At 63.3% G+C, this 26,509-nt stretch carries 22 protein-coding genes; 12 read left to right on the top strand and 10 right to left on the bottom strand.

Annotated elements, in window-relative coordinates; translation table 11 throughout:
- Window positions 1-30 precede the first annotated feature (30 nt).
- The 5 genes from ACK4FZ_RS03595 (at window position 31) to ACK4FZ_RS03575 (ending at window position 9,206) form a co-directional block, all read left to right on the top strand.
- Complete coding sequence (locus ACK4FZ_RS03595) at window positions 31-2,220, top strand: LPS-assembly protein LptD (protein ID WP_409818328.1); 2,190 nt, start codon at window positions 31-33, stop codon at window positions 2,218-2,220.
- Window positions 2,217-3,494 carry a peptidylprolyl isomerase gene (locus ACK4FZ_RS03590; protein WP_409818327.1) on the top strand — a complete coding sequence of 426 codons (1,278 nt, stop codon included), beginning with the start codon at window positions 2,217-2,219 and terminating at the stop codon, window positions 3,492-3,494. The genes ACK4FZ_RS03595 and ACK4FZ_RS03590 overlap by 4 nt, the downstream gene beginning before the upstream one ends.
- A 61-nt stretch (window positions 3,495-3,555) precedes the next feature.
- A complete protein-coding gene (gene pdxA / locus ACK4FZ_RS03585; protein WP_409818326.1) occupies window positions 3,556-4,539 on the top strand; it encodes a 4-hydroxythreonine-4-phosphate dehydrogenase PdxA in 984 nt (327 codons plus the stop codon).
- Window positions 4,540-4,789: 250 nt separating this feature from the next.
- On the top strand, window positions 4,790-8,635 hold the full coding sequence (locus ACK4FZ_RS03580; protein WP_409818325.1) for a DUF3683 domain-containing protein: 3,846 nt from the start codon (window positions 4,790-4,792) through the stop codon (window positions 8,633-8,635).
- A gap of 100 nt (window positions 8,636-8,735) precedes the next feature.
- Window positions 8,736-9,206 carry a GyrI-like domain-containing protein gene (locus ACK4FZ_RS03575; protein WP_409818324.1) on the top strand — a complete coding sequence of 157 codons (471 nt, stop codon included), beginning with the start codon at window positions 8,736-8,738 and terminating at the stop codon, window positions 9,204-9,206.
- A gap of 83 nt (window positions 9,207-9,289) precedes the next feature.
- Here the strand turns inward: ACK4FZ_RS03575 and ACK4FZ_RS03570 are convergent, their stop codons facing one another.
- A complete protein-coding gene (locus ACK4FZ_RS03570) occupies window positions 9,290-10,075 on the bottom strand; it encodes an EAL domain-containing protein (protein WP_409818323.1) in 786 nt (261 codons plus the stop codon).
- Between the two features lie 270 nt (window positions 10,076-10,345).
- On the opposite strand from ACK4FZ_RS03570, the gene ACK4FZ_RS03565 reads away from it, so the two are divergent.
- Window positions 10,346-11,122 carry a substrate-binding periplasmic protein gene (locus tag ACK4FZ_RS03565; protein WP_409818322.1) on the top strand — a complete coding sequence of 259 codons (777 nt, stop codon included), beginning with the start codon at window positions 10,346-10,348 and terminating at the stop codon, window positions 11,120-11,122.
- A 46-nt stretch (window positions 11,123-11,168) separates the two neighbouring features.
- On the top strand, window positions 11,169-11,708 hold the full coding sequence (locus tag ACK4FZ_RS03560) for a cysteine hydrolase family protein (protein ID WP_409818321.1): 540 nt from the start codon (window positions 11,169-11,171) through the stop codon (window positions 11,706-11,708).
- An 87-nt stretch (window positions 11,709-11,795) separates the two neighbouring features.
- On the opposite strand, the gene ACK4FZ_RS03555 is transcribed toward ACK4FZ_RS03560, so the two are convergent.
- A complete protein-coding gene (locus tag ACK4FZ_RS03555) occupies window positions 11,796-12,158 on the bottom strand; it encodes a nuclear transport factor 2 family protein (RefSeq protein ID WP_409818320.1) in 363 nt (120 codons plus the stop codon).
- The gene (locus ACK4FZ_RS03550; protein ID WP_409818319.1) at window positions 12,155-13,543 is read right to left on the bottom strand and encodes a nicotinate phosphoribosyltransferase; all 1,389 of its coding nucleotides are present in this window, start codon (window positions 13,541-13,543) and stop codon (window positions 12,155-12,157) included. The genes ACK4FZ_RS03555 and ACK4FZ_RS03550 overlap by 4 nt, the downstream gene beginning before the upstream one ends.
- A 136-nt stretch (window positions 13,544-13,679) precedes the next feature.
- Here ACK4FZ_RS03550 and ACK4FZ_RS03545 point away from each other — a divergent pair, with 136 nt between their 5' ends.
- Window positions 13,680-15,560, top strand: a complete 1,881-nt coding sequence (locus ACK4FZ_RS03545) for an MFS transporter (protein WP_409818318.1) — start codon at window positions 13,680-13,682, stop codon at window positions 15,558-15,560.
- A 105-nt stretch (window positions 15,561-15,665) separates the two neighbouring features.
- Entirely contained in the window at window positions 15,666-16,049 is a 384-nt protein-coding gene (locus ACK4FZ_RS03540) for a cupin domain-containing protein (protein ID WP_144371043.1), read from the top strand.
- Window positions 16,050-16,126: 77 nt separating this feature from the next.
- Here ACK4FZ_RS03540 and ACK4FZ_RS03535 read toward each other — a convergent pair whose 3' ends face one another.
- The 3 genes from ACK4FZ_RS03535 to ACK4FZ_RS03525 all read right to left on the bottom strand — a co-directional run bounded on the left by ACK4FZ_RS03535 (window position 16,127) and on the right by ACK4FZ_RS03525 (window position 18,206).
- On the bottom strand, window positions 16,127-16,864 hold the full coding sequence (locus ACK4FZ_RS03535) for a pseudouridine synthase (RefSeq protein WP_409818317.1): 738 nt from the start codon (window positions 16,862-16,864) through the stop codon (window positions 16,127-16,129).
- A 114-nt stretch (window positions 16,865-16,978) separates the two neighbouring features.
- The gene (locus tag ACK4FZ_RS03530) at window positions 16,979-17,548 is read right to left on the bottom strand and encodes a YfaZ family outer membrane protein (protein ID WP_409818316.1); all 570 of its coding nucleotides are present in this window, start codon (window positions 17,546-17,548) and stop codon (window positions 16,979-16,981) included.
- A gap of 16 nt (window positions 17,549-17,564) precedes the next feature.
- The gene (locus ACK4FZ_RS03525; protein WP_409818315.1) at window positions 17,565-18,206 is read right to left on the bottom strand and encodes a YceH family protein; all 642 of its coding nucleotides are present in this window, start codon (window positions 18,204-18,206) and stop codon (window positions 17,565-17,567) included.
- Between the two features lie 136 nt (window positions 18,207-18,342).
- Here ACK4FZ_RS03525 and ACK4FZ_RS03520 point away from each other — a divergent pair, with 136 nt between their 5' ends.
- Window positions 18,343-19,104, top strand: a complete 762-nt coding sequence (locus ACK4FZ_RS03520) for a TlyA family RNA methyltransferase (RefSeq protein WP_409818314.1) — start codon at window positions 18,343-18,345, stop codon at window positions 19,102-19,104.
- A gap of 84 nt (window positions 19,105-19,188) precedes the next feature.
- On the opposite strand, the gene ACK4FZ_RS03515 is transcribed toward ACK4FZ_RS03520, so the two are convergent.
- Window positions 19,189-19,674 carry a universal stress protein gene (locus tag ACK4FZ_RS03515; RefSeq protein ID WP_409818313.1) on the bottom strand — a complete coding sequence of 162 codons (486 nt, stop codon included), beginning with the start codon at window positions 19,672-19,674 and terminating at the stop codon, window positions 19,189-19,191.
- A 168-nt stretch (window positions 19,675-19,842) separates the two neighbouring features.
- Here ACK4FZ_RS03515 and ACK4FZ_RS03510 point away from each other — a divergent pair, with 168 nt between their 5' ends.
- Window positions 19,843-20,160: a hypothetical protein gene (locus ACK4FZ_RS03510; protein ID WP_409818312.1), complete on the top strand. Its 318-nt coding sequence runs from the start codon at window positions 19,843-19,845 to the stop codon at window positions 20,158-20,160.
- A gap of 50 nt (window positions 20,161-20,210) precedes the next feature.
- Here the strand turns inward: ACK4FZ_RS03510 and ACK4FZ_RS03505 are convergent, their stop codons facing one another.
- The 3 genes from ACK4FZ_RS03505 to ACK4FZ_RS03495 form a co-directional block, all read right to left on the bottom strand.
- On the bottom strand, window positions 20,211-21,569 hold the full coding sequence (locus ACK4FZ_RS03505; RefSeq protein ID WP_409818311.1) for a glutamine synthetase family protein: 1,359 nt from the start codon (window positions 21,567-21,569) through the stop codon (window positions 20,211-20,213).
- 172 nt (window positions 21,570-21,741) lie between these two features.
- Window positions 21,742-22,959 carry a GGDEF domain-containing protein gene (locus tag ACK4FZ_RS03500; RefSeq protein ID WP_409818310.1) on the bottom strand — a complete coding sequence of 406 codons (1,218 nt, stop codon included), beginning with the start codon at window positions 22,957-22,959 and terminating at the stop codon, window positions 21,742-21,744.
- Between the two features lie 80 nt (window positions 22,960-23,039).
- Entirely contained in the window at window positions 23,040-24,299 is a 1,260-nt protein-coding gene (locus ACK4FZ_RS03495; RefSeq protein WP_409818309.1) for a glutamate-5-semialdehyde dehydrogenase, read from the bottom strand.
- Window positions 24,300-24,559: 260 nt separating this feature from the next.
- Here ACK4FZ_RS03495 and ACK4FZ_RS03490 point away from each other — a divergent pair, with 260 nt between their 5' ends.
- Window positions 24,560-26,458 (top strand): propionate--CoA ligase, encoded by a 1,899-nt coding sequence (locus ACK4FZ_RS03490; RefSeq protein ID WP_409818308.1) that lies wholly within the window; start codon window positions 24,560-24,562, stop codon window positions 26,456-26,458.
- Window positions 26,459-26,509 lie beyond the last annotated feature (51 nt).

Here is a 26,509-nt window from a genome sequence, read left to right as displayed (position 1 = left end):
CCCTCAACACGCGCCGAGCCAAACTGCCCGATGCCGCCACGCTTCCGCCTCTCGCCGCTGTCTGCGGCACTGCTACCGCTGTTCTTCTGCACCTTGGCCCAGGCCGACACCCTGCCTGCAGGCAGCCTGCGCGTTGAAGCCGACAAGATCGACGGCCAGATGAACCAGGTACTGAAAGCCGAAGGCCAGGTCCGCGCCGAACGCGACGGTCAGACTTTCGAGGCTGACTGGCTGGAATACTACGTCGACAAGCAGTATGTGCGCGCCGGGCAGCGCGCAGTAATGCGCCAGGCCGGCAGTACGGTGGAAGGCGACAATCTGGAAAGCTACCTCGACCAGGACACTGGCAGTGCCGACAATGCCGCGTTCTCGTTCAAGGACAACGGTCGCACGCTGCGCGGTAACGCCGAACGGCTGACCATGCAAGGCAAGGGCAAGTATCAGTTGCAAGGCAGCCGTGCCAATACCTGCGACCCGAATGATGACTCCTGGTACCTGAAAGCAGGCACCATCGACCTCGACTATGGCCGGAACATCGGCGTTGCCCGCCATGCCCGTGTGGAGTTTCAGGGCGTACCTATTCTGTACACACCGTGGATCGACTTTCCGCTGGATGGCAACCGCAAGAGCGGCCTGCTGTTCCCCACGGTAAAAACCGGTAGCGACGGTCTGCAACTGGCGGTGCCCTACTACTGGAATATTGCGCCCAACTACGACGCCACCATCACGCCTACCTATATGGAACAGCGCGGCACCATGCTGGGGTTGGAAGGGCGTTACCTGCAGGCCGACTATCAAGGCAAGCTCAGCACAGAACAGCTGGACGACCGCCAGTTGGGCAAGAAACGTCATCTGTGGCAGTTCTCACACCAACAAACCATCAACCCGGCGCTGGGCTTTAGCCTGAACGGCACCACCGTCTCCGACAGCGATTATTTCAAGGACTTCGGCGACCGCAATAGTGCAGCGGCCAACGTTAACCTGGAACGCGTCGCCACCCTCAGCTACAACCCGGGCTGGGCCAGCTTTACTGTCAAGGCACAGCGTTACCAGACACTACAAGACAGCACCGGCAGTGTGGATGAACCGTATGCCCGGCTACCGCAGATCATTGCGACCAGTTCGCAACAGCTGGGCAGCCTGCGCGTCAATCTGGAAAGCGAACTTACCCGTTTTTCGCATGGCAAGAAGCAGGAAGGGGTACGCAGCGTACTCTACCCCAGCGTTAGCTGGGCACTTGAGCAACCATGGGGGTTTGTGCGTCCCAAGCTTGGGCTGCACTATACGCAGTACCAGCTGGACAGCTACGGCAGTCAGGCCGCGCGTACGCTCAACCGCTCGTTACCAGTCACCAGCGTGGACAGCGGCCTGGTTTTCGAACGCGAAGACAGCCTGCACGGCCGCAGCATGACGCAAACCCTGGAACCACGGTTGTATTACGTGTACATCCCCAGCAAAGACCAGAGCGCCCTGCCGAACTTCGACACCTCGGAAAACGACTTCAACTTTGCGCAGCTGTTTACCGAAAACCGCTTTTCCGGCTACGACCGCATCAATGCGGCCAACCAGGTCACCGCCGCCGTCACCAGCCGCATGCTGGATAAGGAAAACGGCCAGGAACGACTGCGCCTTGCCATCGGTCAACGCTTCTATCTGAACAAGCGCGATACCAGCTTGTCTGGCAGTACTACCCAGCGCAGCCAGGGGGGCTCCGACCTGCTGCTGACCCTGGGGAGCGACCTCACCCAAGCCTGGCGCATGGACGGTAGCTACCAGTACAACCAGACACTGTCGAAAACCGAGCGCTACAATATACAGCTGCGCTACAACCCGGCGGCCGGCAAAACGCTCAGTGTGCGTTACCGATATGGCCGTGATGAAATCGTGGGCAGCAGCACGCAACGCGACGCACTGCGCCAGGTGGATATCGCCGGCCAATGGCCACTAGCGCAGCGCTGGTATGCCGTCGCACGCCAAAACTACTCGCTGCGCGACCGCAAGCCACTGGAGCAACTGCTAGGGCTGGAATACAACCAGGGTTGCTGGAGCACCCGCCTGGTTGGCCAGCGCTATGTAACCGACCTCACCAAGACCAAAAATGCCGTCTTCCTGCAACTGGAACTGAAAGACCTGAGCAGCCTAGGCAGCAACCCAATGGATACGCTGCGCCTGGCCATCCCGGGCTACAGCAAGATCAACGAGACTGCAGATACACAATGAAGAAGCTTCTCCTCGCCGCATGCCTTTCTGCCAGCCTTGCAGCCCCGGCGCTGGCCATCTCCACCGTCGACCGCATCGTGGCAGTGGTCAACAACAGCGTCATCACCCAGTCCGAGCTGAACAGCCGCGTCAAGGATGCGCAGGGTAATCTGCAGCGCCAGGGTATCGATGCGCCAGCCGCCGCTCTACTGCAGCGCCAGGTACTGGACATGATGATCAACGAACAGCTGCAGCTGCAGTACGCCAACAATAATGGCCTGCGCATTGGCGAACTGGAAATCGACCAGGCATTGAACAGCATCGCGCAACAAAACAAGACCGACCTCGCCGGCCTGCGCGCCCTGCTGGAAAAGGACGGCAGCAGCATTGCCAGACTGCGTGAGCAATTGCGTAGCGAACTGCTGCTGGAGCGCATCAAGGAACGCGAAGTCAACAGCCGCGTCAACGTTACCGACCAGGAAGTGGCACAGGTTCAACAAACCACAGCCGGCTTGAACCGTGTCGAGTACCGGCTGTCCGCTATCCAGGTCAATATCCCCGAGAATGCCACGCCGGCACAGGTAGAAGAACGCCGCCAGAAGTTGCTGAAAGCCCGTGCCGAGATTCAGGCCGGCAAGAGCTTTGCCCAGGCAGCAGCAGCCTACTCCGAAGCGCCGAATGCCATGCAGGGCGGCGATTTGGGCTGGCGTAATGCCAGTGCCCTGCCGCAGGACTTCATCCAGTTACTCAATACCCTGCAAGTTGGTGGCGTCACCGAACTGGTGCGTGCCAGCGGCAGCCTGTACCTGTTCAAGCTCACCGACAAGCGTGACGGCAGCGGCCCGCAGTACGTGAAGCAGTACAAGGTCCGCCACATCCTGATCAAGACCAATGAAGCCACCTCAGACGCTGACGCCTACGCCCGCATTCTGCAAGTGCAAGACCGTATCAAACGTGGTGCCAAATTCGAAGACATGGCACGCCAGTTCTCTGAAGACGGTTCGGCATCCCTGGGCGGCGACCTGGGCTGGGTAACCGAAGGCGATACCGTACCCGACTTCGAACGCACCTTCCGCCAGATGGCCGCCAAGCAGATCAGCGAACCGGTCAAGACCCCGTTTGGCTGGCACCTGATCCAGCTGGACGAAATCCGCAGCCAGGATGTGTCGAACGATCGCGAAAAACTGCTGGTGAAACAACAGATCCGTCAGCGCAAGATCGAGCAAAGCTACACCGACTGGCTGGAACAATTGCGTGCCAGTGCCTTCATCGACGACCGCTTGGTCGAGAAATAAGCCAGGCCATACTCCTCATGCCAAGCCGATCCCTGCATCGGCTTTTTTTACGGAAGCTGCCATGTCCACCTCCCGCCCCGTATTGGCTATTACCGCCGGCGAACCTGCCGGCATCGGCCCCGACCTGGTGCTACGCCTCGCCGAGCTGGCACTGCCGGCGCGGCTGGTGATCGTGGCCGACAAGACGCTGCTGCACACCCGCGCCACGCTGCTGGGGCTGGATGTGACGCTGCACGACTACCAGCCACAGGCGCCAGCGCCCGGCAACGGGCTGGAAGTGCTGCACGTGCCGCTGGCGGTGCCAGCGGTAGCCGGCCACCTGGACGCGGCCAACGGTCGCTACGTGCTGGCCACACTGGACGCCGCCATCGACGGCTGCGTGCGCGGCGAGTTTGCCGCCATGGTGACCGCGCCGGTGCACAAGGGCGTCATCAACGACGCCGGCGTCGCCTTCAGCGGCCACACCGAATACCTGGCCGAGCGCACCGCCACCCCGCGTGTGGTGATGATGCTGGCGGGTGCCGGCATGCGCGTGGCGCTGGCCACCACCCACCTGCCACTGCGCGAGGTGGCCGACGCCATCACCCGCGACAGCCTACGCGAAGTCATCGGCATCCTGCACGCCGACCTGGTAGGCAAATTCGGCCTCGCCGCGCCGCGCATCCTGGTGGCCGGGCTGAACCCGCACGCCGGAGAAGGTGGCCATATGGGGCTCGAGGAAATCGACGTTATCACCCCGGTGCTGGACGAACTGCGCGCTGGCGGCATGCAACTGATCGGCCCTTTGCCGGCCGACACGCTGTTCAACCCCGACAAACTGGCCACCGCCGACGCCGTACTGGCCATGTACCACGACCAGGGGCTGCCGGTGCTGAAGCACGCTAGTTTTGGTGCCGGCATCAACATCACCCTGGGGCTACCCATCATCCGCACCTCGGTGGACCACGGCACCGCGCTGGACCTGGCCGGCAGCGGCCGCGCCGAGCCGGGGAGCCTGTTTGAAGCTTGCCAGCTTGCCTGCCAGTTGGCACAGCACCGTCACTAGCAGAATCTGTGGTGGCCGCGGCCTGCGTCCGGAACGCATGCCACGGCACAATGCCATCACATATGCCAAAGCAGCAGCATAATGCACTGCATTTTGTAGTCATTCAGCTACATTGCTGCGCAACATCTGCAAAGAATGGTATCCAAACTACATTCTCCCTATAACCCTGACGTTAGCGGCATTTTTCGCGGCGCAACATTTCGGCTACTATTTCGGCAATTATCCAAAACTTGCCGAAGTTCAGGGACATATGAGCACCACCACCCAGCAGCGTGTGCGGGAAATTCCGTACAACTACACCTCGTATTCGGATCGCGAGATCATCATCCGCCTCTTGGGCGAACCCATGTGGCAACTGCTTGAAGAACTGCGGGCAGAGCGGAAAACAGGCCGCTCTGCCCGTATGCTTTTCGAGGTACTGGGTGACATCTGGGTGGTGGACCGCAACCCCTACCTGGTAGACGACCTGCTGGACAACCCGCAGCGCCTCACCGCGCTGGTGGGCGCGCTGCGCCACCGCCTGGGCGAAGTGGAAAAACGCCGCGACGGCAACGAAAAGGTTGGCCGCATGATCGCCGCCGCCTACAGCGCCGTCGACAGCTTCGAGCAGCAGTTTGGCGAAACCCGCGAACTGCGCGCCGCCATCCTGAAGCGCCTGGGCAAGATCACCCGCCGCGACAACATCCTGTTCGACGGCCTGGCCCGCGTATCGCACGTGACCGACGCCACCGACTGGCGCGTAGAGTACCCGTTCGTGGTGCTGTGCCCGGATACCGAGGCCGAGATCGCCCCGCTGGTAAAAGCCTGTATCGAGCTGAAACTCACCATCATCCCGCGTGGCGGTGGTACCGGCTACACCGGCGGCGCCGTGCCGCTGGACCGCCGCAGCGCCGTGATCAACACCGAAAAACTGGACCGCCACCTGGGCGTGGAATTCGTCGAGCTGCCCGGCCTGGACGGCAAGCGTGCCACCATCCAGTGCGGCGCCGGCGTGGTGACCGCGCGCGTGGCCGAAGCCGCCGGCGCGGCCGGCCTGGTGTTTGCCGTGGACCCGACCTCGGCTGAAGCGTCCTGTATCGGCGGCAATATCGCCATGAACGCCGGTGGTAAAAAAGCCGTGCTGTGGGGCACCACACTGGACAACCTGGCCAGCTGGAAGATGGTAGACGCCGACGGCAACTGGATGTTTGTCGAACGCATCGGCCACAACTACGGCAAGATCCACGACGTGGACACCGCCACCTTCCGCGTTACCCGCCTGCAAGACGACGGCAAGACCGTCATCAGCAGTGAAGAGCTGGTGATCCCGGGCAAGTCGTTCCGCAAAGTGGGTCTGGGCAAGGACGTCACCGATAAGTTCCTGGCCGGCCTGCCCGGCGTGCAGAAGGAAGGCACCGACGGCATCATCACCAGCGCGCGCTTCGTGCTGCACCGCATGCCGGCGCACATCCGCACCGTCTGTCTGGAATTCTTCGGCACCGTGGCCGAAGCCACGCCGGCGATTGTGGAAATCACCGATTACTTCAAGCCGGGCGGCGCCGGCCTGGAGGCCGGCGTGCAGCTGGCCGGCCTGGAGCACCTGGACTGGCGCTACGTACGCGCCGTGGGCTATGCCACCAAGGCCAAGGGCCGTGGCCGGCCGAAGATGGTGCTGATCGCCGACATCGTGTCCGATGATGAAAACGCGGTGGCCGAAGCCGCCAGCCAGGTAGTGCGTTACGCCAACGCCCGCCGTGGCGAGGGCTTCATCGCCGTCACCCCGGAAGCGCGCAAGAAATTCTGGCTGGACCGCAGCCGCACCGCCGCCATCGCCCGCCACACCAACGCTTTCAAGATCAACGAAGACGTGGTGATTCCGCTGGACCGCCTGGGCGATTACAGCGACGGCATCGAACGCATCAACATCGAGCTGTCGATCGCCAGCAAGATCAAACTGCTGGACCAGCTGACCGAGTTCTTCCACGGCCGCCTGCCGGTGGATACCGAAGGCGGTACCGTTTCCGCCGACGAGCTGATCGGCGATCGCCGCGAAACCGCGCTGGAGCTGATTGGCGCCGTGCGTAGCCGCTGGCAGTGGCTGCTGGACAACCTGGACAGCCCGCTGGCCGACTACACCGCAGGTTGGCCGCAAGCGGTGCTGGAAGACGACGGCGCCGACCCGGCCGCCAGCGTGTTCATCGCCATGCGCGACTTCCGCCTGCGCGTGAGCTGGAAGCGCGAGCTGCAAGGCGAGCTGCTGGCGCTGTTTGCCGGCAAGGCCGACAGCACCATCACCGAGGCCATCCACCTGATCCAGCAAAAAGTGCTGCGCGGCCGTGCCTTCGTGGCACTGCACATGCACGCCGGCGACGGTAACGTGCACACCAACCTGCCGGTGAACTCCGACGACTACGAGATGCTGCAAACCGCGCACCGTGCGGTGGAGCGCATCATGAAACTGGCGCGCAGCCTGAACGGTGTCATCTCCGGCGAGCACGGCATCGGCATTACCAAGCTGGAATTCCTGACCGAAGAAGAAATCCAGCCGTTCCGCGACTACAAGGCCCGCGTCGACCCCAACGGCCACTTCAACAAGGGCAAGCTGCTGCCGGGCGCCGACCTCAGCATGGCCTACACACCGTCGTTCTCGCTGCTGGGTGCCGAATCGCTGATCCTGGAGCAATCCGACATCGGCCAGATTTCGGACATGGTGAAAGACTGCCTGCGTTGCGGCAAATGCAAACCGGTGTGCTCCACCCACGTACCGCGCGCCAACCTGCTGTACAGCCCGCGCAACAAGATCCTGGGCGTGGGCCTGCTGACCGAAGCCTTCCTGTACGAAGAGCAAACCCGCCGCGGTGTCAGCCTCAAGCACTTTGAAGAGCTGTCCGACGTGGCCGACCACTGCACCGTGTGCCACCGCTGCGTGAAGCCGTGCCCGGTGAAGATCGACTTCGGCGACGTGTCGGTCGCCATGCGCAACTTCCTGCGCAAGACCGGCAACAAGAAGTTCAACCCCGGCACCGCGCTGGGCATGGCCTTCCTTACCGCCAAAGACCCGGCCACCATCAAAGGCATCCGCGCTGGCCTGGTGGGCGGCGCCTACAAGCTGCAGCGCCTGGGTCACAGCATCGGCAAAAAGCTGGGGCTCACCGGCAGCCAGACCGCGCAGCCGCCGGCCACCATCGGCAAACCCGAGGTCAAGGCGCAGGTCATCCACTTCATCAACAAGCCAATGCCAGGCGGCCTGCCGAAGAAAACCGCGCGTGCGCTGCTGGACGTGGAAGACGCTAACGTGATTCCGGTGATCCGCAATCCGAAGGTTAGCGAAGACGCCGAAGCGGTGTTCTACTTCCCCGGCTGCGGCTCGGAGCGACTGTTCAGCCAGGTGGGCCTGGCCACCCAGGCCATGCTGTGGCACGTGGGCACCCAGACCGTGCTGCCGCCGGGCTACCTGTGCTGCGGCTACCCGCAAACCAGCGCCGGCTACAAGGACAAGGGCGACGAGATCACCACCGAGAACCGCGTGCTGTTCCACCGCATGGCCAACACGCTGAACTACCTCGACATCAAGACCGTGGTAGTCAGCTGCGGCACCTGCTACGACCAGCTGGCCAACTACCGCTTCGAAGAGATCTTCCCTGGCTGCCGCATCATCGACATCCACGAATACCTGATGGAAAAAGGCCTGAAGCTGGACGGCATCGGCGGTCAGAAGTACATGTACCACGACCCCTGCCACACCCCGATGAAGGCCTACCAGCCGATCAAGGTAGTCAACGAGCTGATGGGCGGCGGCGTGGTACAGAACGACCGTTGCTGCGGCGAGTCCGGCACCTTTGCCGCCAGCCGCCCCGACATTGCCACCCAGGTGCGCTTCCGCAAGGAAGAGGAAATCAACAAGGACCTGGCCAAGGTCGGCGCCAGCGACAAGCCGGTGAAAATCCTCACCTCCTGCCCGTCGTGCCTGCAGGGTCTGAGCCGCTACAGCGACGACACCGGCACCCAGGCCGACTACATCGTGGTGGAGATGGCCAAGCACATCCTGGGCGACAACTGGATGAAAGAGTACGTGGACAACGCCCGTAACGGCGGCGTGGAGCGCGTGCTGCTGTAACAGCCACGTTGGCCGCAAAGCGGCGTGCCGGTGCTTTCCAGGCCGGCACGCCGCTTTTTTGCTATGCTGCGGCCAACCTTACCCGCCAGCGGAGCCCGCCATGCAAACCCCTACCCTTGTGACCCATCCCGCCTTCCGCGTTATCGGCATGGCCTGGACCAGCCCGGCTGACGGCACCATTCCCGAGCTGTGGCAGCGCTTCGTACCGCGCATTGCCGAAGCGCAACCGCTAAGCGACGCCAGCTACGGCATTTGCCAGGCGCAGGCCGACGGCCAGTTCCGCTACATCGCTGCGGTGGCCGTGGCCGCCGATACCCCGGTGCCGGACGGTATGGTCGCGCTGGACGTGCCCGAGCAAGACTACGCCATCGTCGAACACCGTGGCCCGGTACGCGGCCTGCCGGACACCTTCCGCGCCGCCTACACCGAATGGCTGCCGGAAGCCGGCCTGGCCGCCGTGGCCGGCATCGAGTTCGAATACATGGACGCCCGCTTCCTGGGGCCGGACCACGCCGACAGCGTAGTTGCGCTGTACATCCCGGTCAGTGCCGACGACAGCGACGAAGGCTGAAGCAAGCGATCTGCCATGAAAAAAGCCTGCAGCACGTGCTGCAGGCTTTTTTCATCATCAGCCGGCGCGGCGCAACGTTGGTGCTACACCAGCTCCTCCACGCGCAACTCGGCCGGCATGCCCAGATGAAAACCCTGGTACAGCTCCAGCCCCAGGCCCTGCATCGCCGCCAGCTGCTCGGCGGTCTCGACGCCCTCGATCAGCATGCGGCTACCGATCTGCCAGCCCTGCGCCAACACCCGCTGCAGGCGCCCGCTATCGCCCTGCATGTAATCCAGCAACAGGCTGCGGTCGATCTTGATGATGTCAGGGCACAGCGCCTTCACCCGCCCCTGGCTGGACGAGACTGCGCCGAAATCGTCCAGCGCCACGCCGAAACCGGCCGCCTTGGCCTCGCGCAGGCTGCCGGCCAGTTGCAACGGGCTTTGCTCGATTTCGTATTCCAGCACTTCCAGAATCACCTGTGACGTTTCCAGCCCCAGCTCGCCACAGCGGCGGGTCATCAGCTCGAAATTGTTGCCGTAGCCCTTGTCGTGCAGCAGCGTGTTGGGAATGAGGTTCAGGTTCAGACAGCCCGCTACCCGCGCCTGGGCAAAATTGCGAAAGTGCAACACCCGCGACAGCCGGTCGGCGTCGATCTGGTCGTCGGTATCCAGGCTATGGAAAAAAAGATCCGGTCGCAAAGCACGGCCCTGCTGGTCGTAGACACGCAACAGCGCCTCGTAACCGAAAATGCTGCCACTGCGGTAAAACAGCGGCTGGAACACACTCTGCAGACGGTAATCGGCGAAACGGGCGCAATAGCGGCCATCGGCATCGCGGAACAGCAAACGCTCGAAAGCTTGCTGGGTAGTAAGCTGAACCATCATCCATCCTGCAGGTACGGGTTTTGCAGCATAGCAATGCTTGTCCGACAATCGGTAAGAAACTTAGCTTGATAAGTATTTCTTACACTTTAGTCGGTTAATTTATCTAATAGCACTATAGAATCTTGTAGAGCTTGTGCTACAAATTCGCCATTCATGTCTGGAGCATGCCATGCAGTTGATGTTGACCCTGTTGCCGGGCAGGCTGCCTGCAAGATGTTACTACCGGACAGTGCTAGGTCTGTCGCGGCCGTCCACCGCAGGAATGCGCACATGAAGCGGTACTGGCTCACCCTGCCCTTGCTGGCGTGCCTGCCACTGCACGCAGCCCCGCTACGCTTTGTCGGCACCGAGTTTCCCGGTATTTTGCAAGCCAGCTCGGCAGGCGCTTATGGTCTGGCTGTCGACGTTATCGATACCTTGTGCCAACGCGAGCAGCTGCAGTGCAAAATCGAACTGCTGCCATGGCCACGGGCGCAGTCTCGCGTACAGCATGGCCTGGCCGACATCCTGATCGGCCCCTACCGTAACCGCGAACGCGCCGGCTACCTGCAGTTTTCGCGCCATCCGCTGTACGTAGATACTCTGTACTGGTACCGCCGGGAAAGCCAGCAGTTAAGCTGGAGCGGCGACCACGCCAGTCTCGCCGGTCTGCGGCTAGGCGTTACCCGGGGCTGGACGCTAGGCGAAGGCTATGAGAAGGCCAAACCAAGGCTGAATGTAGACGTCGCCGATACACTGGATCAAAGCATGGCCAAACTCCAACGCCAACGGCTGGATCTGGTCGCCAGCAACGAGCGCACTGCACGTACGGTTCTGGGTCGCATGGGCATCACTGACATCGTGCCGCTGCTGCCGGCCATCAGTCAGCAAGGCGGCTTCGTCGGCTATGGCTTGCACAGCGTGGCAAGGGATGACATCAAACGCTTCGACAAGGGGCTGTCACGCATGGCGGAAAGCGGAGAGCTGGCCAAGCTGAGCCTGCGGCACGGCTTGCTCTACCCTGGCAAACAGACCAATTGGACGGACTACCTGCGCCAGCTGCCGTAAACTGGCGGCCATCTGCCGCCCCGCGGCCAACCTTTGAGACCTAGCCATGTCGGCAACCGCCCTGCTCGTCATCGATTTCCAGTACGGTCTGATCGACCTGCCACCCCAAGCCACCCGCGGCCCGCAAACGCTGGCCCGCCTCAACCAGCTGATCGCCCACGCCCGCCAACAAGGGCACGAGGTGATCTTCATCCAGCACTACGCCGACGACCTGCCACGCGGCAGCGAAGCGTGGCAGCTGCACCCCGGCCTCGCGCGGGTCGACAGCGACGTAATCATCGAAAAAACCGCCTGCGACAGCTTTCTGGACACCAGCCTGCGCCAGTACCTGGATAGCCGTGGCATCGAAAGCCTGTGGGTGGGCGGCTACGCCAGCGATTTTTGCGTCGATACCACCGTGCGCCGCGCCGCATCGATGGGCTACGCCGTCACCGTGGTAGCTGACGCCCACACCTGCAAAGACCGCCCCCACGTCAGCGGCGAGGCGCTGGTCGCCCACCTGAACTGGCTGTGGGGCAATATGGACGTACCGGGCAACATGATCCGCGTACTGGCGCTGGACGAGCTGGCGGCAGATGCAGGCTGATCACCTCTCGCCTCGTGCTGACCCGGCGCGGGGATGAAAAGACCCGCCGTTCACAGGTAACAGGGGGGCCTGACCTGGCACCCATCCTCAGCCGGGCAGATCCAGTTGCGGCTCGCCCATGATGGTGGACGCGTCCACGATACGGCCGTACTGCACGCGGTAGATCATGGTCATCGCCACCTTGCCGCGGCCGGCCGGGAAGTTGCGGGTGACCACCTCCTCGTCGATCACCACCTCGCCGATCACCACCCGGCGCAGCAGCTGCGCATGCAGGTCCGGCTCGGCAAAGCGCAGCTTCATGCGCTGGCGGATCTCGTCATGACCCTGCGCCACCAGCGTGGCCGGGTACAGGTACATGCTGGCGTCGCTGGCGTAGCAGCCCAGCAGCGCGTCGAGGTCTTTGGCGTTGTAGGCATCCAGCTGTGCCTGAATCACGTGTTCGGGGCTCATCTTTCCTCCAGATGCAAGGCCGCACGCGCGCGGATGTCGGCCAGGGTTTCGTCTACCAGCAAGCGGCCGTTTTCCCACACCACCCGCATTTGCAGGTCGATGTCGGACACGCGCTCCAGCGTATTCACGCCCCAGGCGGCGCGGCTGTCGCGCGCGGCCACCACGCGGCCGCCCAGCGAGCGTTTGCCGGGGTCGGTGACCGGGTCCTTGAACACGTCGCGCCACTCGCCATTAATGCAGATGGCCGAGCACTTCAGCGCCATCTTGTGGGTATCGCGGTCCAGCTTCTGCAGCAGCTCGGCGCCCATGCCGAAGGCCACGTTGTCGGCGCTGTAGCCCAGCTTGGCCAGCCGCGACAGGATGGCGTCGATGCTGGCCAGGTTGACGCCGTCGCCCTGGATCACGCGTACGTGGTTCAGCACGCGGTAACCCTTGCTGTTGACGGAGGTGCCGAACGCTGCGGCCAACCTTTCCACCACTTCGGCCACCACTTGTACCGGCTCGCCGGAATCGGGGCGGATCACCACGGTGGCGCCGCTATCGATCACCTGCTGGCGCAGCTGTTCGCCCCACAGCTCGCTGACGGCGTGGAATACGTCGTAGCTGTCGCTCACCACCGCCAACAGCGCGCCGGGCTTGGCAAAGCGCGCCAGCATGTTGGCAAAGGCCTCGCCCTCTTGCGGGCGGCCCCAGGCGGTGATGGTGGAGTGCTCGGCGGCCGGAATGGAAAACGCGGCGCACGGCTCGTGGTAATGGCGGCGCGCGGCCACCAGCGCGGCCAGCGTGTCGCTGCCCTGGAAGTTCACCAGGTGCGCCAGGCCGCCGATTTCCGAGCTTTCGTAGCTGGACACGCCGCGGGCGCCGAAATCGTGCAGCTTGAACGGCAGGCCGGACAGATCGTCGGCGGTCTGTTGCAGGTAGCGGCGGATGATCTCCTTGGCGCGGAAGCTGCGGGTGGCCACGCTGATCGGGTACCACACGCGCAGCAGCGCGGTTTCCAGGAACGACACCACCCAGAACAACTCGGGGTCGGTAGATTCGATGGTGATCATCGGAATGCCGGTCGGTACCAGCTCGCCTTCCGGCACCGCGCGGATGCGCACCGGCCAGTAGCCGTCGTGCTGGCGCACGATGCGCTCGAAACCGGCGCGGTTAAACGGCAGGCCATGCTGGGTCACCACGGCCTCGGCCTCGTCGATATGCGCCAGCGTCAGGCGCTGGCTCAGGTAATCCTTCAGCAGGGCCTGCAGGCCAAAAAACAACACATGCGACGCGGTGCCGCCACGGGCCGCCACGTAGGAATACATGCCCTGGGTACCGGGCGGATATTGCGCCCAATGGCTGAGTTTGTACGAATCGCTATTGAGGATGGGATTGATGGTCATGATATCGGCACAGCCAGGAAAACCTCCCTAGCATACGCCGCCATCACGGAGCTGTCATAGCCGCTGGTTTGTAATGCAGTGGCTGCATGGCATACCATCGCCGCATTGTGCATTGCACTTGCGAAAGAAACGCCCCATGGCGCACCACCCCAACCAGTTCGACCTGTTCCGCACGCGGCGTTTCCTGCCGCTGTTTGTCACCCAGTTTTTCGGTGCCTTCAACGACAACTTGCTGAAGAACGCCGTGGTGGTGCTGATCAACTTCCACGGCATGCGCATGCTGGGCCTGGCGCCAGAGCTGATGATCCAGCTGGCCGCCGCACTGTTCATCCTGCCGTTCTTCCTGTTTTCCGCCACCGCCGGCCAGCTGTGCGAAAAGTACGACAAAGCGATGATTGCCCGGCTGGTGAAGCAAATGGAGATCGCCATCATGCTGGTAGCCGCGTTGGGCTTCTGGCTGCACAACGGCGTGATCCTGATGAGCACCATCCTGCTGATGGGCATCCACTCCACGCTGTTCGGGCCGCTGAAGTTCAGCGTGCTGCCGCAGTACCTGAAACCGCAGGAGCTGGTAGGCGGCAACGGCCTGATCGAGATGGGCACCTTTGTGTCCATCATTCTGGGCCAGGTGGCCGGCACCGTGCTGGTGGCCGCCGACGACAGCGGCATAACGCTGATTGCTGCGTTGCTGGCCTGCGCGCTGGCTGGTTACGCGTCGGCCCGCGCCATGCCGCCGGCGCCGCCGACGGCACCCGGCCTGCCGATCGACTGGCACTTCGGCCGCCAGACCTGGGCCATCATCCGCGAGGCCAAACAGAACCGCGCCGTGTGGCTGTCGCTGCTGGGCATTTCGTGGTTCTGGTTCCTGGGCGCCGTTTACCTGTCCAAGCTGCCTACCTACGCCAGCGCGGTGCTGGGCGGCGATGCCAGCGTCTATACGCTACTGATGACGCTGTTTTCGCTGGGCGTAGGCGTGGGCTCGATGCTGTGCGAGCGCCTGTCCGGCAGCAAGGTGGAGCTGGGCCTGGTGCCGTTCGGCTCGCTGGGCCTGTGCCTGTTCGGCATCGATCTGTACTTTGCTACCCCGGCCCTGCCTGCGCAGACGCTGGACTGGCTGGCCTTCGTGCACGACGCCAGCCACTGGCGCCTGATGCTGGACTTCACGCTGATCGGCATCTTCGGCGGCTTCTACATCGTGCCGCTGTACGCGCTGATCCAGAGCCGCGCCGCGCCGGCGTTCCGCTCGCGTGCCATTGCGGCCAATAACATCCTGAACTCGCTGTTCATGGTGGCCAGCGCCGTGTTCGCCGCCGTGCTGGCGGCACTCGAAGTGAGCATTCCCAAGGTGCTACTGATCGCCGCCCTGCTCAACCTGGTGGTGGCAGCGTACATCTACAGCCTGCTGCCGGAATTCCTGATGCGCTTCCTGGTGTGGATCGCCACCAACACCCTGTACCGCATCCGCGAAGAAGACCTGCAACACATCCCCGAGGAAGGCCCGTGCGTGCTGGTCTGCAACCACGTCAGCTTCATGGACGCGCTGATCCTGGCCGGTGCCGTACGCCGCCCGGTGCGCTTCGTGATGGACCACAACATCTTCAAGGTGCCGCTGCTGAACTTCGTGTTCCGCACCGCCCGCGCCATTCCGATTGCGCCGGCCAAGGAAGACCCGCACGCCAAGGCGCGCGCGTTTGACGCGGTGGCCGCCGCGCTGGCCGAGGGCGAGGTGGTGTGCATCTTCCCCGAAGGCAAGATCACCTATGATGGCAATATCAATGTGTTCAAGCCGGGCATCGAAGAGATCGTGGCCCGCACCCCGGTGCCGGTGGTACCACTGGCGCTGTGCGGCATGTGGGGCAGTTTCTTCTCGCGCCGTTACGGCCCGGCCATGTTGAGCTGGCCGCGCCGCATCCGGTCGCGCATTGCGCTGAAGGCCGGCGCACCGGTAGCGGCAGAGGCGGTCAGTGCCGCCGCGTTGCAGGCCGAAGTGGCCCGTTTGCGCGGTGACTGGTGCTGACGCGACATCCCGCTGGCCAGCCCTTGCGGCCAACCTTGGGCTGTGCCACAGTGTCGAACATAATCAACGATTTGTATAAAGATATCAGTACAAAGGAGTAGCGCCGTGACTAGCGCCAATGAGATTGTTCTATTCCACCAGCAGGAGATCACCCCGGACACCTTCGCCGCACCGCAGGAACGTCGCCTCAGCGGTGACTGCGAGCAAAGCGTGGAAATGCACTACAGCGACCCCACCGGCCAGTTCCATGCCGGCCTGTGGTCCGGTGGGGTCGGTGCCTGGCGCGTGAAGTACACCGAATGCGAGTTCTGTACCCTGCTGGAAGGCCACGTACGCCTGCTGGGCGACGACGGCAGTGTGGCCGACATCCGCGCCGGCCAGCACTTCGTGATTCCGGCCGGCTTCGAAGGCGTGTGGGAAGTACTGGAACCGGCCAAGAAAACCTTTGCCGTGTTCGAGGAAGACCGCCTGGCGCGCAAGGAAGACTGACGCCTGCCGGCGTGCCACCCAACGCAAAAGGCGCCCTACTGGGCGCCTTTTGCTTGATGCCGCCTTCACCGTACCACTCAGAACTTTTCGTTTTCCAGGAAGTAGCGCCACTGGCCTTGCGCCAGCTCGCCCAGCCGCACGCGGCCGATGCGGATGCGGTGCAAGCGTTCGATCTGCACACCAACCGCTGCGCACATGCGCTGGATGTGGCGGCGCTGCTGCTGGCGCAGCACGAAGCACAGCTGGCGGTCGCTCTGGCGGCTAACGCGTACCGCAGACAGCGTTTCGTCGTCCACTTGCACGCCCTTGCCCAGCGCCGCCAGTTGCTCGGCGCTGGCCGGTGCGGCCAACCATACCAGGTATTCCTGCTCCACTTCGCCAGCCATCAGCTTGCGCGCGATGCGGCCATCCTGCGTCAACACCAGCAGGCCGGAGGCGTCCACGTCCAGGCGGCCGGCCGGTGCCAGCTTCTGCTGGTGCTTTTTCAGGAACACCACGCCGGAGCGGTCGCTGGCGCTGCGGGTGTCGGGCTTCACCAGCAGCCAGGCCGGCTGCTCGCCCGGGCGCTCGGCCGGGCCGCTGACAAAACCCAGCGGCTTGTGCAGCAGCAGCGTCACGCGCTCGGCCTGCTCGCGGGCAGCGGCGGCAGTGAGCTCGATCTGCTGCTCGGGGCGCACACGGCTGCCCAGCACATTGACCACCACGCCATCCACCTTCACCAGCCCCTGCTCGATGAACTCGTCCGCCTCGCGGCGCGAGCACAGGCCCAGTTCGGTCATGCGTTTGGACAGGCGCACGCTGTTGTCTTCGCTCATCGCGTTTTCCTTTTCTGTTTCAGGCACGGATTATCGCTGCTTTTGGCGCACGCCGTACGGCGGAATGCAACAGGCCCGCCGAAGCGGGCCCGGGCCTTGCAAAGGCTACGCGGCTTAGAACGCGACCGACACGCCCGCGTACGGGCCATCGGCCAGCTTGATATCGCGGCGGGCATCTTCGCGCTTCACCTGTACGGTGCGGTAGCCCACTTCCACGCCCACCATTTTCAGCGGGCTCCAGCGTACGCCACCCATGGTGTCGCTGACGCGCTTGACGGTACCGCTGGCAGCAGCAGAACCGGCGTAGAAGCCGTGGACGAAGGCTTCGGCGTTCAGCGGCAGATCAACGGTGAGGCGGGCGCCCACCAGCGCAGCAGTGGCGGTACCTTCTGCCTCGACGTAGGCTGCCTTGGCACCCACATCCAGACGCAGCAGCGTGGGTACCGGCAGGCCGAACATCACACCCGCCGCGCTAAAGCTGGGCTTTTCGCCACGGCTGTCCTTGTCGTCGGCCTTTACGTGGTCCAGCGCCAGGCCAGGGCCGAGGCCGGTAGGCATGCGGGTAATAAAATTGTAGGTATTACCGCGCGCCAGCGTGGTATCGCCGGCCTGGGCCAGCAGCGGCGCGGCCAACAGCGCGGCCAGCAGGGTGTAACGGATCATATTGTTGTCTTTCAGGGTCATCAGCGTGACCGCGATATTACGCCTCGCCGCGCCCCTGCTCCAGTGCTTCGACGCGCTGCAGCAATTGCGCCAGCTGTTGCTCCAGCTGGCTGACGCGTGCCTGCAACGCGCTATCGACTGCCGGTTCTGCTTCAGTAGCAGCAACGGCCAGGTTCGCCGCCGGCGGGTGCAGCAGGTGTACCCAGCGCGCCTCGCGCTCGCCCGGCTGGCGCGGCAGTTTTTCTACCAGCGGCGGGTATTTGTCGGCCAGCGCGGCCAGCGCGGTTTCCACTTCGTCCACGCTGCTGAAGCTGTAAACGCGGCCGGCGCGGGTGCGCAGCTCGGCGCTGGTCTGCGCGCCGCGCAGCAACAACAGGCCCAGTGCGGCCAACCTGGCGCCATCGATGTTCCACGCGTAGTTCAGGCGATGCTCGTACTTGGCCACGCGGCTGCCGGCCGGAATGCGCTCGGCCACCAGCTTTTGCGCCATCAGTTCGTCCAGGGCGCTGCTGATGTCGGCATCGCTCAGGCTCAGCACCGGCTCGCGACTGGTAAGCTGGTTGCAGGCAGACTGCAGGGCGTTGAGGGTGAGCGGGTAGGTGTCGGGGGTCAGCGCCTGCTTTTCGATCAGGGCGCCGAGTACGCGTACGGCGTGCGGGTGCAGCGAGAGTGTGTCCATGCCGGTGTGCCTGGGTGGATAACAATAAGTGCACACATCATCGCACCGGCAGCGGCGGCGGCCAAGCCCGCCTTGACAGTACCGGTCCGATTGCGCACCCTTGCGCGGTTTTGACGGCAGCAACGGAGCCAGGCGCATGAAACGGGTGGATCTTCTTCTGGTGGAACAGGGGCTGGCAGCCTCGCGTACCGCGGCACAGCAATTGATCGAGGCTGGCCGTGTCAGCGTGCGCGACGGCAGCCAGTCGCGGCCGGTGGCCAAGGCCAGCCAGAAGCTGGCCGACGACACCATGTTCGACGTAGTACCGGACGAGGCCGACCGCTACGTGTCGCGCGGCGGCCTGAAAATGGCCGGCGCACTGGCCGCTGCCGGGCTGGACGATATCCGTGGCTGGCGGGCGCTGGACGTGGGGCAATCCACCGGCGGTTTTACCGACTGCCTGCTGCAGGCTGGCGCCGCGCGCGTGGTGGGAGTGGACGTGGGCCACGGCCAGTTGGCCGCACGGCTGATGGCCGACCCGCGGGTACGCTTTTTTGAAGGCGTAAACGCGCGGGCGCTGGAGCACGACGCGCTGCTGGCGGCCAACGAGGAGCACGCCTTCGACTTGATGGTGTGCGACGTGTCGTTCATTTCGGTCACGCTGATCTACCCGTCGGCGCTGCCGCTGATCCGGCCAGGCGGCTACTTGCTGAGCCTGGTAAAACCGCAGTTCGAGGTAGGCCGTGAAGGGCTGGGCCACGGCGGCATCGTGCGCGACTGCAGCTTGTACGCCGGGGTGGAGGCCAAGGTCAGCCAGTGTGTGGCCGAGCTGGGCTTCGACAAGCTGGGCTGGTTCGATAGCCCGATCAAGGGCGGCGACGGTAACCACGAGTTCTTCATCCTGGCGCGCCGGCGCTAGACGGCCATCCGGCCTGCGGCAACGACAAAAAAGCCCTGTCTGGGTAACAGACAGGGCTTTTGCATGGCGGCTGCCGACGCGGGTTTAGCCCAGCACGGCCGGCGCGCTGTCGTCGTCTACCGGGTTACGCACCACCAGTAGCGGCAGCGTGGTACGGCGCAGCACCGACTCGGCAAAGCTGCCCAGCAACAGGTGACGCCAGCCACGGTGGCCGTGGGTGCCGATGACCAGCAGGTCGGCGGCGGCCTGGGAGGCGAAATCCACCAGCTGTGCGGTAGCCGCATCGCCACCTTGCGGGGCTTCCAGCAAGTGCAGGGTGATATCTTTCACGCCCTGAGCACGCGCATAGGCCTGCGCTTCGTCCAGTACCGACTGGCCTTGCTTGCGCGCTTCGTCGTACAGGCCTTGGGTATCGAGCAGGCCAACGCTGTCGACGGCAAAATCATGCAGGCAGATGACGTGCACCAGCGACAGGTGACTGTTGGCCGCAGCCGCAATACGGACGGCTTCTACCAGGGCAGGTTGGGCATTGTGGCTGCCGTCCAGCGCCACGGTAAGGTGCTTGTACATGAAACTCTCCTTGCTGCTAGGTGTCTGTTATGTGAAAGATTCTGCTGCTAGCGGCCGCTGGCCGCTATCATTACTGCCGCCTTGCTTGATCTGATGCAAACGTATCGAATTAAGTAGTTTTACCTATCATTCATTAGGGATATTTCTATTACCATACTGGCTGTTTTTATGTCGGAGATCGAAGTGCTGGGTACGTTCATTCTGGTCGTGTGTCTGCTGTGCATCGTGTTGCTGTGGGTGTTCTTCCGCCCGCAACGCAAACCACGCAATGCATCGATCACACGCAACCAAACCGTCTATGCCCCCCACACTCAGCGCCACAGTGTGAACAGCAACAACCAGTTGACTGGCGAGGCTTACGGCAAGCTGTTGCGGGCTGCCCACGGCGACCGCCAACAAGTGGAACTGTGGATCGTGGAAGCGCAGTGCAATATGCCGGGCTATACCCGCACCGAAATCATCGAGCTGCTGGCCAAAGAACGCTGAACACGCTCCGTGCCAGACAATACGGCCCCGTCACCGGGGCCGTATGCATTTCAGGCCAGCACCCCCAGATAGCGGCGCTCCCAGGCAGTAATCTCGCCGTGGAAGCTGGCCAGCTCTACCTCCTTTACCGCCGCGTAGGCACGGGTGAACTCGGCGCCGAACAAGTTGGCCGCCGCACTGCCCTGCTGCATGCGCGCCAGCGCAGCATCCAGCGTACGCGGCAGGCTGTCGCCGCCGTCGTCTTCTTGCAGGAACACGTTGCCGGTGACGGCAGGTGCCGGCTGCAGGCCTTGCTCCATACCGAGCAGGCCGGCGCCCAGGCTGGCCGCCAGCGCCAGGTACGGGTTGGCATCGCAGCCCGGCAGGCGGTTTTCCACGCGCCGCGCCTGCGGTACCGACAGCGGCACACGCAGCCCTACCGAGCGGTTATCCACCCCCCAGCTGAGGTTGACCGGCGCCGCCAGGTTCTTGACAAAGCGGCGGTAGGAGTTGGGGCTGGGGCAGTACAGCGGCATCAGCTCGGCCAGATACTGCTGCATGCCGGCGATAAAACCGTGGAACAGCCGGCTTTCGCTGCCATCCGGCTGGCTGAACACATTGCAGCCTTCGCTATCCACCACGCTCTGGTGCAGGTGCATGGAGCTGCCCGGCTCGCCAGCCAGCGGCTTGGCCATGCACACCACGTTCAGGCCGTGACGGTTGCCGGTTTCTTTCAGCAGGGTCTTGAACAGGAAGGTCTGGTCGGCCAGCGCCAGCGCGTCGCCGTGCTTGAGGTTGATCTCGAACTGGCTGGGGCCCATCTCGTGCACCCAGGTATCGGTGGCGATACCCAGCATGTCGCAGCCGCGGTACACGTCGTCGAAAAAGGCTTCCAGGTCGTTGAGCGTGGTAAAGCTGAAGGCATCGAAACCACGCTCGCGGCGGCCGGTACGCAAGGCTGGCGGCTGGAACGGCGCGTCGCTGTCGGGGTTGGCCGCAAACAGGTAGAACTCCAGCTCCGGTGCCACCACCGGCGTCCAGCCATGCGCTGCGTAGCGTTGTAATACATTTTTCAACACTGTTCGCGGCGCCAGCGGCGACAGCTGACCGTCGTGATCGACACAATCACACAGTACCAGCGCACGCGGCGTGGTGGCCCACGGCAGCTGGCGCAACGTGGCCATGTCGGGCAGCAGCGTCACGTCCGGGTCGTGCTCGCCATAAAACCGGTAGTCGGGAAACTCGCCGATGCAGCTCTGAATCGGCACGGCGCGGGCAATTCGCAGCTGCTGGCCAGCAATGAAGGCCTGGCGCGGCAAGGTTTTGCCGCGGGCAAAACCGGTAACGTCGGCAAAGGCCAGCTCGACATCCCTGACGCCAAGCTGTTGCAGCCATTGCGCCTGGTCGGCATGGGGAACGGGGTGCGACATACGGCATCTCTCCTGATGTGTGGCCTGCCAGCGACGTTGGCCGGCAGGCTGATGAGGGGAGTATGCGCGCAATGATTCCGCAATCAAGTACATTATTCCGCAAGGCGGAACTGTTTAAAAAATTAAGCCATTCGGTCAGCTTGGCCGCAGCCTGGCCGCCACACTTTGCCGCTTACTGCTGCGCGGTGCACTGGTTACGGCCCATACGTTTGGACTTGTACATGGCCTGGTCGGCGCGGCGCAGCCAGTCGTGCAGGGTGTCGCCCTGCCGCAGCTGGGTAATGCCGAACGAGGCGGTTATCTGCAATGGCAGTGGCTGCTGTAGCAAGGGTTCGCTGGCTAACTGTTCGCACAGGCGGCGGGCTAGCTGTGCGGCGTCGTCCAGCCGCATGCCGGGCAGCAGGATGATGAACTCCTCGCCACCGAAGCGCGCCAGCAGGTCGTAAGGGCGTAACTGCGTTTGCAAACGGGTAGCCAGTGTCGACAGCACGGCGTCGCCCACGTCGTGACCATAGCTGTCGTTGACGCGTTTGAAATGGTCGATGTCCAGCATGATCAGGCTGCTGGGCTCCTGACTGACTGCCCACACGTCCAGCCTGTCGTTCAGTGCAGCCATGGCTGCACGGCGATTGGGTAGCTGAGTCAGTTCGTCTTGATGCGCCATGCTGCGAATGGTTTGCAGTGCCTGCTGCAGTCGCAAGTGTTCGTCCTGCAAAGCCGCCAGAGACAGCTCGGCGCGCACATTAGCGTCCAGCAGTTCTTCGGTCAGTAGCCTGGCCTGTAAGGCTGAACGCACGCCGGAGACCAGCTGTCGGTTCACCACGCCGCTATAAACGATCAACAAGAAAGCATAGAGCGCACCGGCAATGGCGACGTACACGTCAAGCGGTTGCGGGTATAAGCAAGCGTGCAGCAAGACCGGCAGATAGATACCAAGCAGGAATACGACGACAGAGGTCCAGAACATGGAGTGCACCAGCACCACCGTGGCGCAAATGCCACTGAGCACGATGTAGAGCATCATGCCGTACACCGGGGTGGCAATCGGCATCAGGAACCAGACGCTGGCACCCCAACCCAGACCGAACAGGCACTTGGTCACCAGGTAGAGGCGTATCCAGCGACGCCCGTCTGCCGGCGGCTCTTCACGCAAGGCTTGCGGCAAGATGCTGACCAGGCTGAGCACCACTACCAGATTGATACAGGTAAACCAGACATAGAGCGGCTGCAGGTTGCTTAGGTGCTCGGCGTGGCCCAGATACAGCAGCAAGCACGCTGCCACCGGGGTAGACAGGCTGGCGATAAAGCTGCGCCGTGCCACTAGCCGGATACGCTCGTCCCGTACCTGCGTTTCAAGCTGGCCGATATCCATGCGTGTATCGGGCGGCATGTCTGTCCCCTTCCCTGCAAAAAAATGGGCTGGCAAGCGCCAGCCCGTTTTGCCTGCGGCATCACGCCAGCAGCGGCCGGCTAGCTGCGCACCTGGCCGTCGCCCAGTACTACCCATTTCTGGCTGGTCAGCCCGTGCAGACCAACCGGTCCACGGGCGTGGATCTTGTCGGTGGAAATGCCGATTTCGGCGCCCAGACCATACTCGAAGCCGTCGGCAAAACGCGTGCTGGCATTGGCCATCACGCTGGCCGAGTCCACCTCGCGCAAGAACTGGCGACAACGGCCGTAATCGTCGCTGACGATGGCATCGGTATGGTGGCTGCCGTAATGGTTGATGTGTTCGATGGCGTCGTCGATGCCTTTTACCACCTTGATGGCCAGAATCGGTGCCAGATATTCGGTAGCCCAATCGTCGGCGGTGGCGGGTACGACCTTGTCACCCAGAATGCCGCGCGTGCGCTCGCAGCCGCGCAGCTCGACGCCCTTTTCCCAGTACGCTGCGGCCAACCTTGGCAGAATGAACTCGGCAAAAGCCGTGTGCACCAGCAGCGTTTCCATGGTATTGCAAGTGCCGTAACGGTGCGTCTTGGCGTTCAGCGCGATATTGAAAGCTTTTTCCGGGTTGGCGGTGTCGTCGATGTAAACGTGGCAGTTGCCGTCCAGGTGTTTGATCACCGGCACCCGCGCCTCGCGGCTGATGCGCTCGATCAGGCCCTTGCCGCCACGGGGTACGATCACGTCGACAAACTCGGTGAGGGTGATCAGCTCGCCCACTGCCGCGCGGTCGGTGGTTTCCAGCACCTGCACCACGTGCGGCGGCAGGTCGGCCACGCGCAGGCCTTCGTGCACGCAGGCGGCAATGGCCTGGTTGCTGTGGAAGGCTTCCGAACCGCCACGCAGGATCACTGCGTTACCCGACTTCAGGCACAGGCCGGCTGCGTCGGCGGTCACGTTGGGGCGGGCTTCGTAAATGATGCCGACCACGCCCAGCGGCACGCGCATCTTGCCCAGCTGGATCCCGGACGGCCGGTAGCTGAACTCGCCCATTTCCCCCACCGGGTCCGGCAGGCTGGCGATCTGGCGCAAGCCTTCTGCCATGCCGTGGGCAGCTTTTTCCGACAGCGTCAGGCGGTCGATCATCGCCTCGGCCAAACCGTTCTTGCGCGCAGCTTCCAGGTCCAGCATGTTGGCCGCCAGCAGGCGGTCCAGGTCGCGCTCGATAGCGTCGGCAATGGCGTGCAACGCCTTGTTCTTCTGGTTGGTATCGGCACGGGCAATGGCGCGGCTGGCCTTGCGAGCAGCCTGGCCTACCACGTTCATATAATGTTTCACATCCATGGTCTTGTCCTGAAATGCTTGGTGGTCCCTGTCTTTCAGAGTAATGCAAAGTACCGCGCTTCGGCCAGTGTTCATATCGAACGTATGGCAGCAATACTGCCTGTAGCCCACCATCCAAGCCACGGTTTTATCGGTATTTCCGCAACGTGCACAGGGGCAAAGCCAGCCGATGCTGCACTGCAAGATTGACCATTATGGTGCGCACTCCTTATTTTGTCCGACAAGCAACCGCTTGACAGACTTGTATCCAGGAGACCGGCATGACCCCGTACCAGGCGTTTTACCAGCAGTCCATCGATGACCCCGACACGTTCTGGGGGCGGGAAGCCTCACGCATCCACTGGCACAAGCCGTTCGACAAGGTACTGGCCTACGACCAGCCACCGTTTCGCGACTGGTTTGCGGGCGGCCTCACCAACCTCTGTTACAACGCGGTAGACCGCCACCTGGCCGAGCGCGCCGAGCAGACCGCGCTGGCCTACGTGTCGACCGAAACCGGCATCGAAACCGGCTATACCTTCCGCGAGCTGTACGAGGAAGTGGCCCGCTTTGCCGCCATCCTGCAGGCGCAAGGCGTAACCAAGGGCGACCGCGTGCTGATCTACATGCCGATGATCCCCGAGGCCATTTTCGCCATGCTGGCCACCGTGCGGCTGGGGGCCATCCACTCCGTCGTGTTCGGCGGCTTTGCGCCGGCCAGCCTGGCTACCCGCATCGAGGACGCCAGCCCCAAAGTGATGATCACCGCCGACGCCGGCATGCGCGGCGGCAAGGTTATCCCCTACAAGCCGCTGGTGGACGAAGCGCTGGGCTACGCTGGCGCCAGCGCACCGGCCAAAGTGATCGTGGTGAACCGCGGCCTGGCCGAAGCGCCAATGATGAAACCGGGCCGCGACCTGGACTACGACACGCTGCGCGACGCGCACCTGCACGACCGCGCCGACGTGGAATGGGTTGAATCCAGCCACCCCAGCTACATCCTGTACACCTCCGGTACCACCGGCAAGCCCAAGGGCGTGCAGCGCGACACCGGCGGCTACGCCGTGGCGCTGGCCGCCAGCATGGACTACATCTACGGCGGCAAGCCGGGCGAGTGCTACTTCTCCACGTCCGATATCGGCTGGGTGGTGGGCCATTCCTACATCGTGTACGGGCCGCTGATCAGCGGCATGACCACGCTGGTTTATGAAGGCCTGCCAGTGCGCCCCGACGCTGGTATCTGGTGGCAGCTGGTAGAAAAATACCGCGTCAGCGTGATGTTCTCTGCCCCTACCGCCATCCGCGTACTGAAAAAGCAGGACCCGGCCTGGCTGCACAAATACGACCTGTCCAGCCTGCGCGCGCTGTTCTTGGCGGGGGAGCCGCTGGACGAACCTACCGCCACCTGGATTGCCGGCGAGCTGGGCATTCCGGTGCTGGACAACTACTGGCAAACCGAAACCGGCTGGCCGATGCTGACGCTGTGCAACGGCGTGGAACAAAAAGCCGTGAAATTCGGCAGCCCCGGCCTGCCGGTGTACGGCTTCAACGTGAAACTGTTCAACGAGAGCACGGGCCAGGAAGTCGGCCCCGGCGAGAAGGGCGTGATCGGCGTCATCCCGCCGCTGCCGCCGGGCTGTATGAGCACGGTGTGGGGCCAGGACCAGCGCTTTGTCGATACCTACTTCAGCCTGTTCAAGGACAAACTGGTGTACTCCAGCTTTGACTGGGGCATCAAGGACGACGACGGCTACTACACCATCCTTGGCCGTACCGACGACGTAATCAACGTCGCCGGCCACCGCCTGGGTACCCGCGAGATCGAAGAAGCCGTCAGCAGCCACAGCGCCATTGCCGAAGTGGCGGTGGTGGGCGTGGAAGACAGCCTGAAAGGCCAGGTGCCCAAGGCGTTTGCCGTAGTGAAGGACCCGTCGCTGCTGGACGACCCGACACAGCGTGCCGCGCTGGAAAAAGACGTCATCGCCCGCGTGGCGGCGCAGCTGGGCGCCATCGCCAACCCGGCACGGGTGTACTTTGTGAACCAGCTACCCAAGACCCGCTCTGGCAAGGTGCTGCGCCGTTCCATTCAGGCACTGGCCGAAGGCCGCGACCCGGGCGACCTCACCACCCTGGACGACCCGGCCGGTATCGAGCAGATCCGCCAGATCATCCAGCAGTAATAGCAAGCGCGGCTGCGGCCGCCGGCTCCCTTTGGCTCCCCCTGTGTCGAG

It is taken from the genome of Vogesella sp. (assembly GCF_046297735.1).
Taxonomy (GTDB): Bacteria; Pseudomonadota; Gammaproteobacteria; order Burkholderiales; family Chromobacteriaceae; genus Vogesella; species Vogesella urethralis.
The sequence above is the reverse complement of the archived record's forward strand: the minus strand, read 5'-3'. Positions and strand labels throughout refer to the sequence as shown.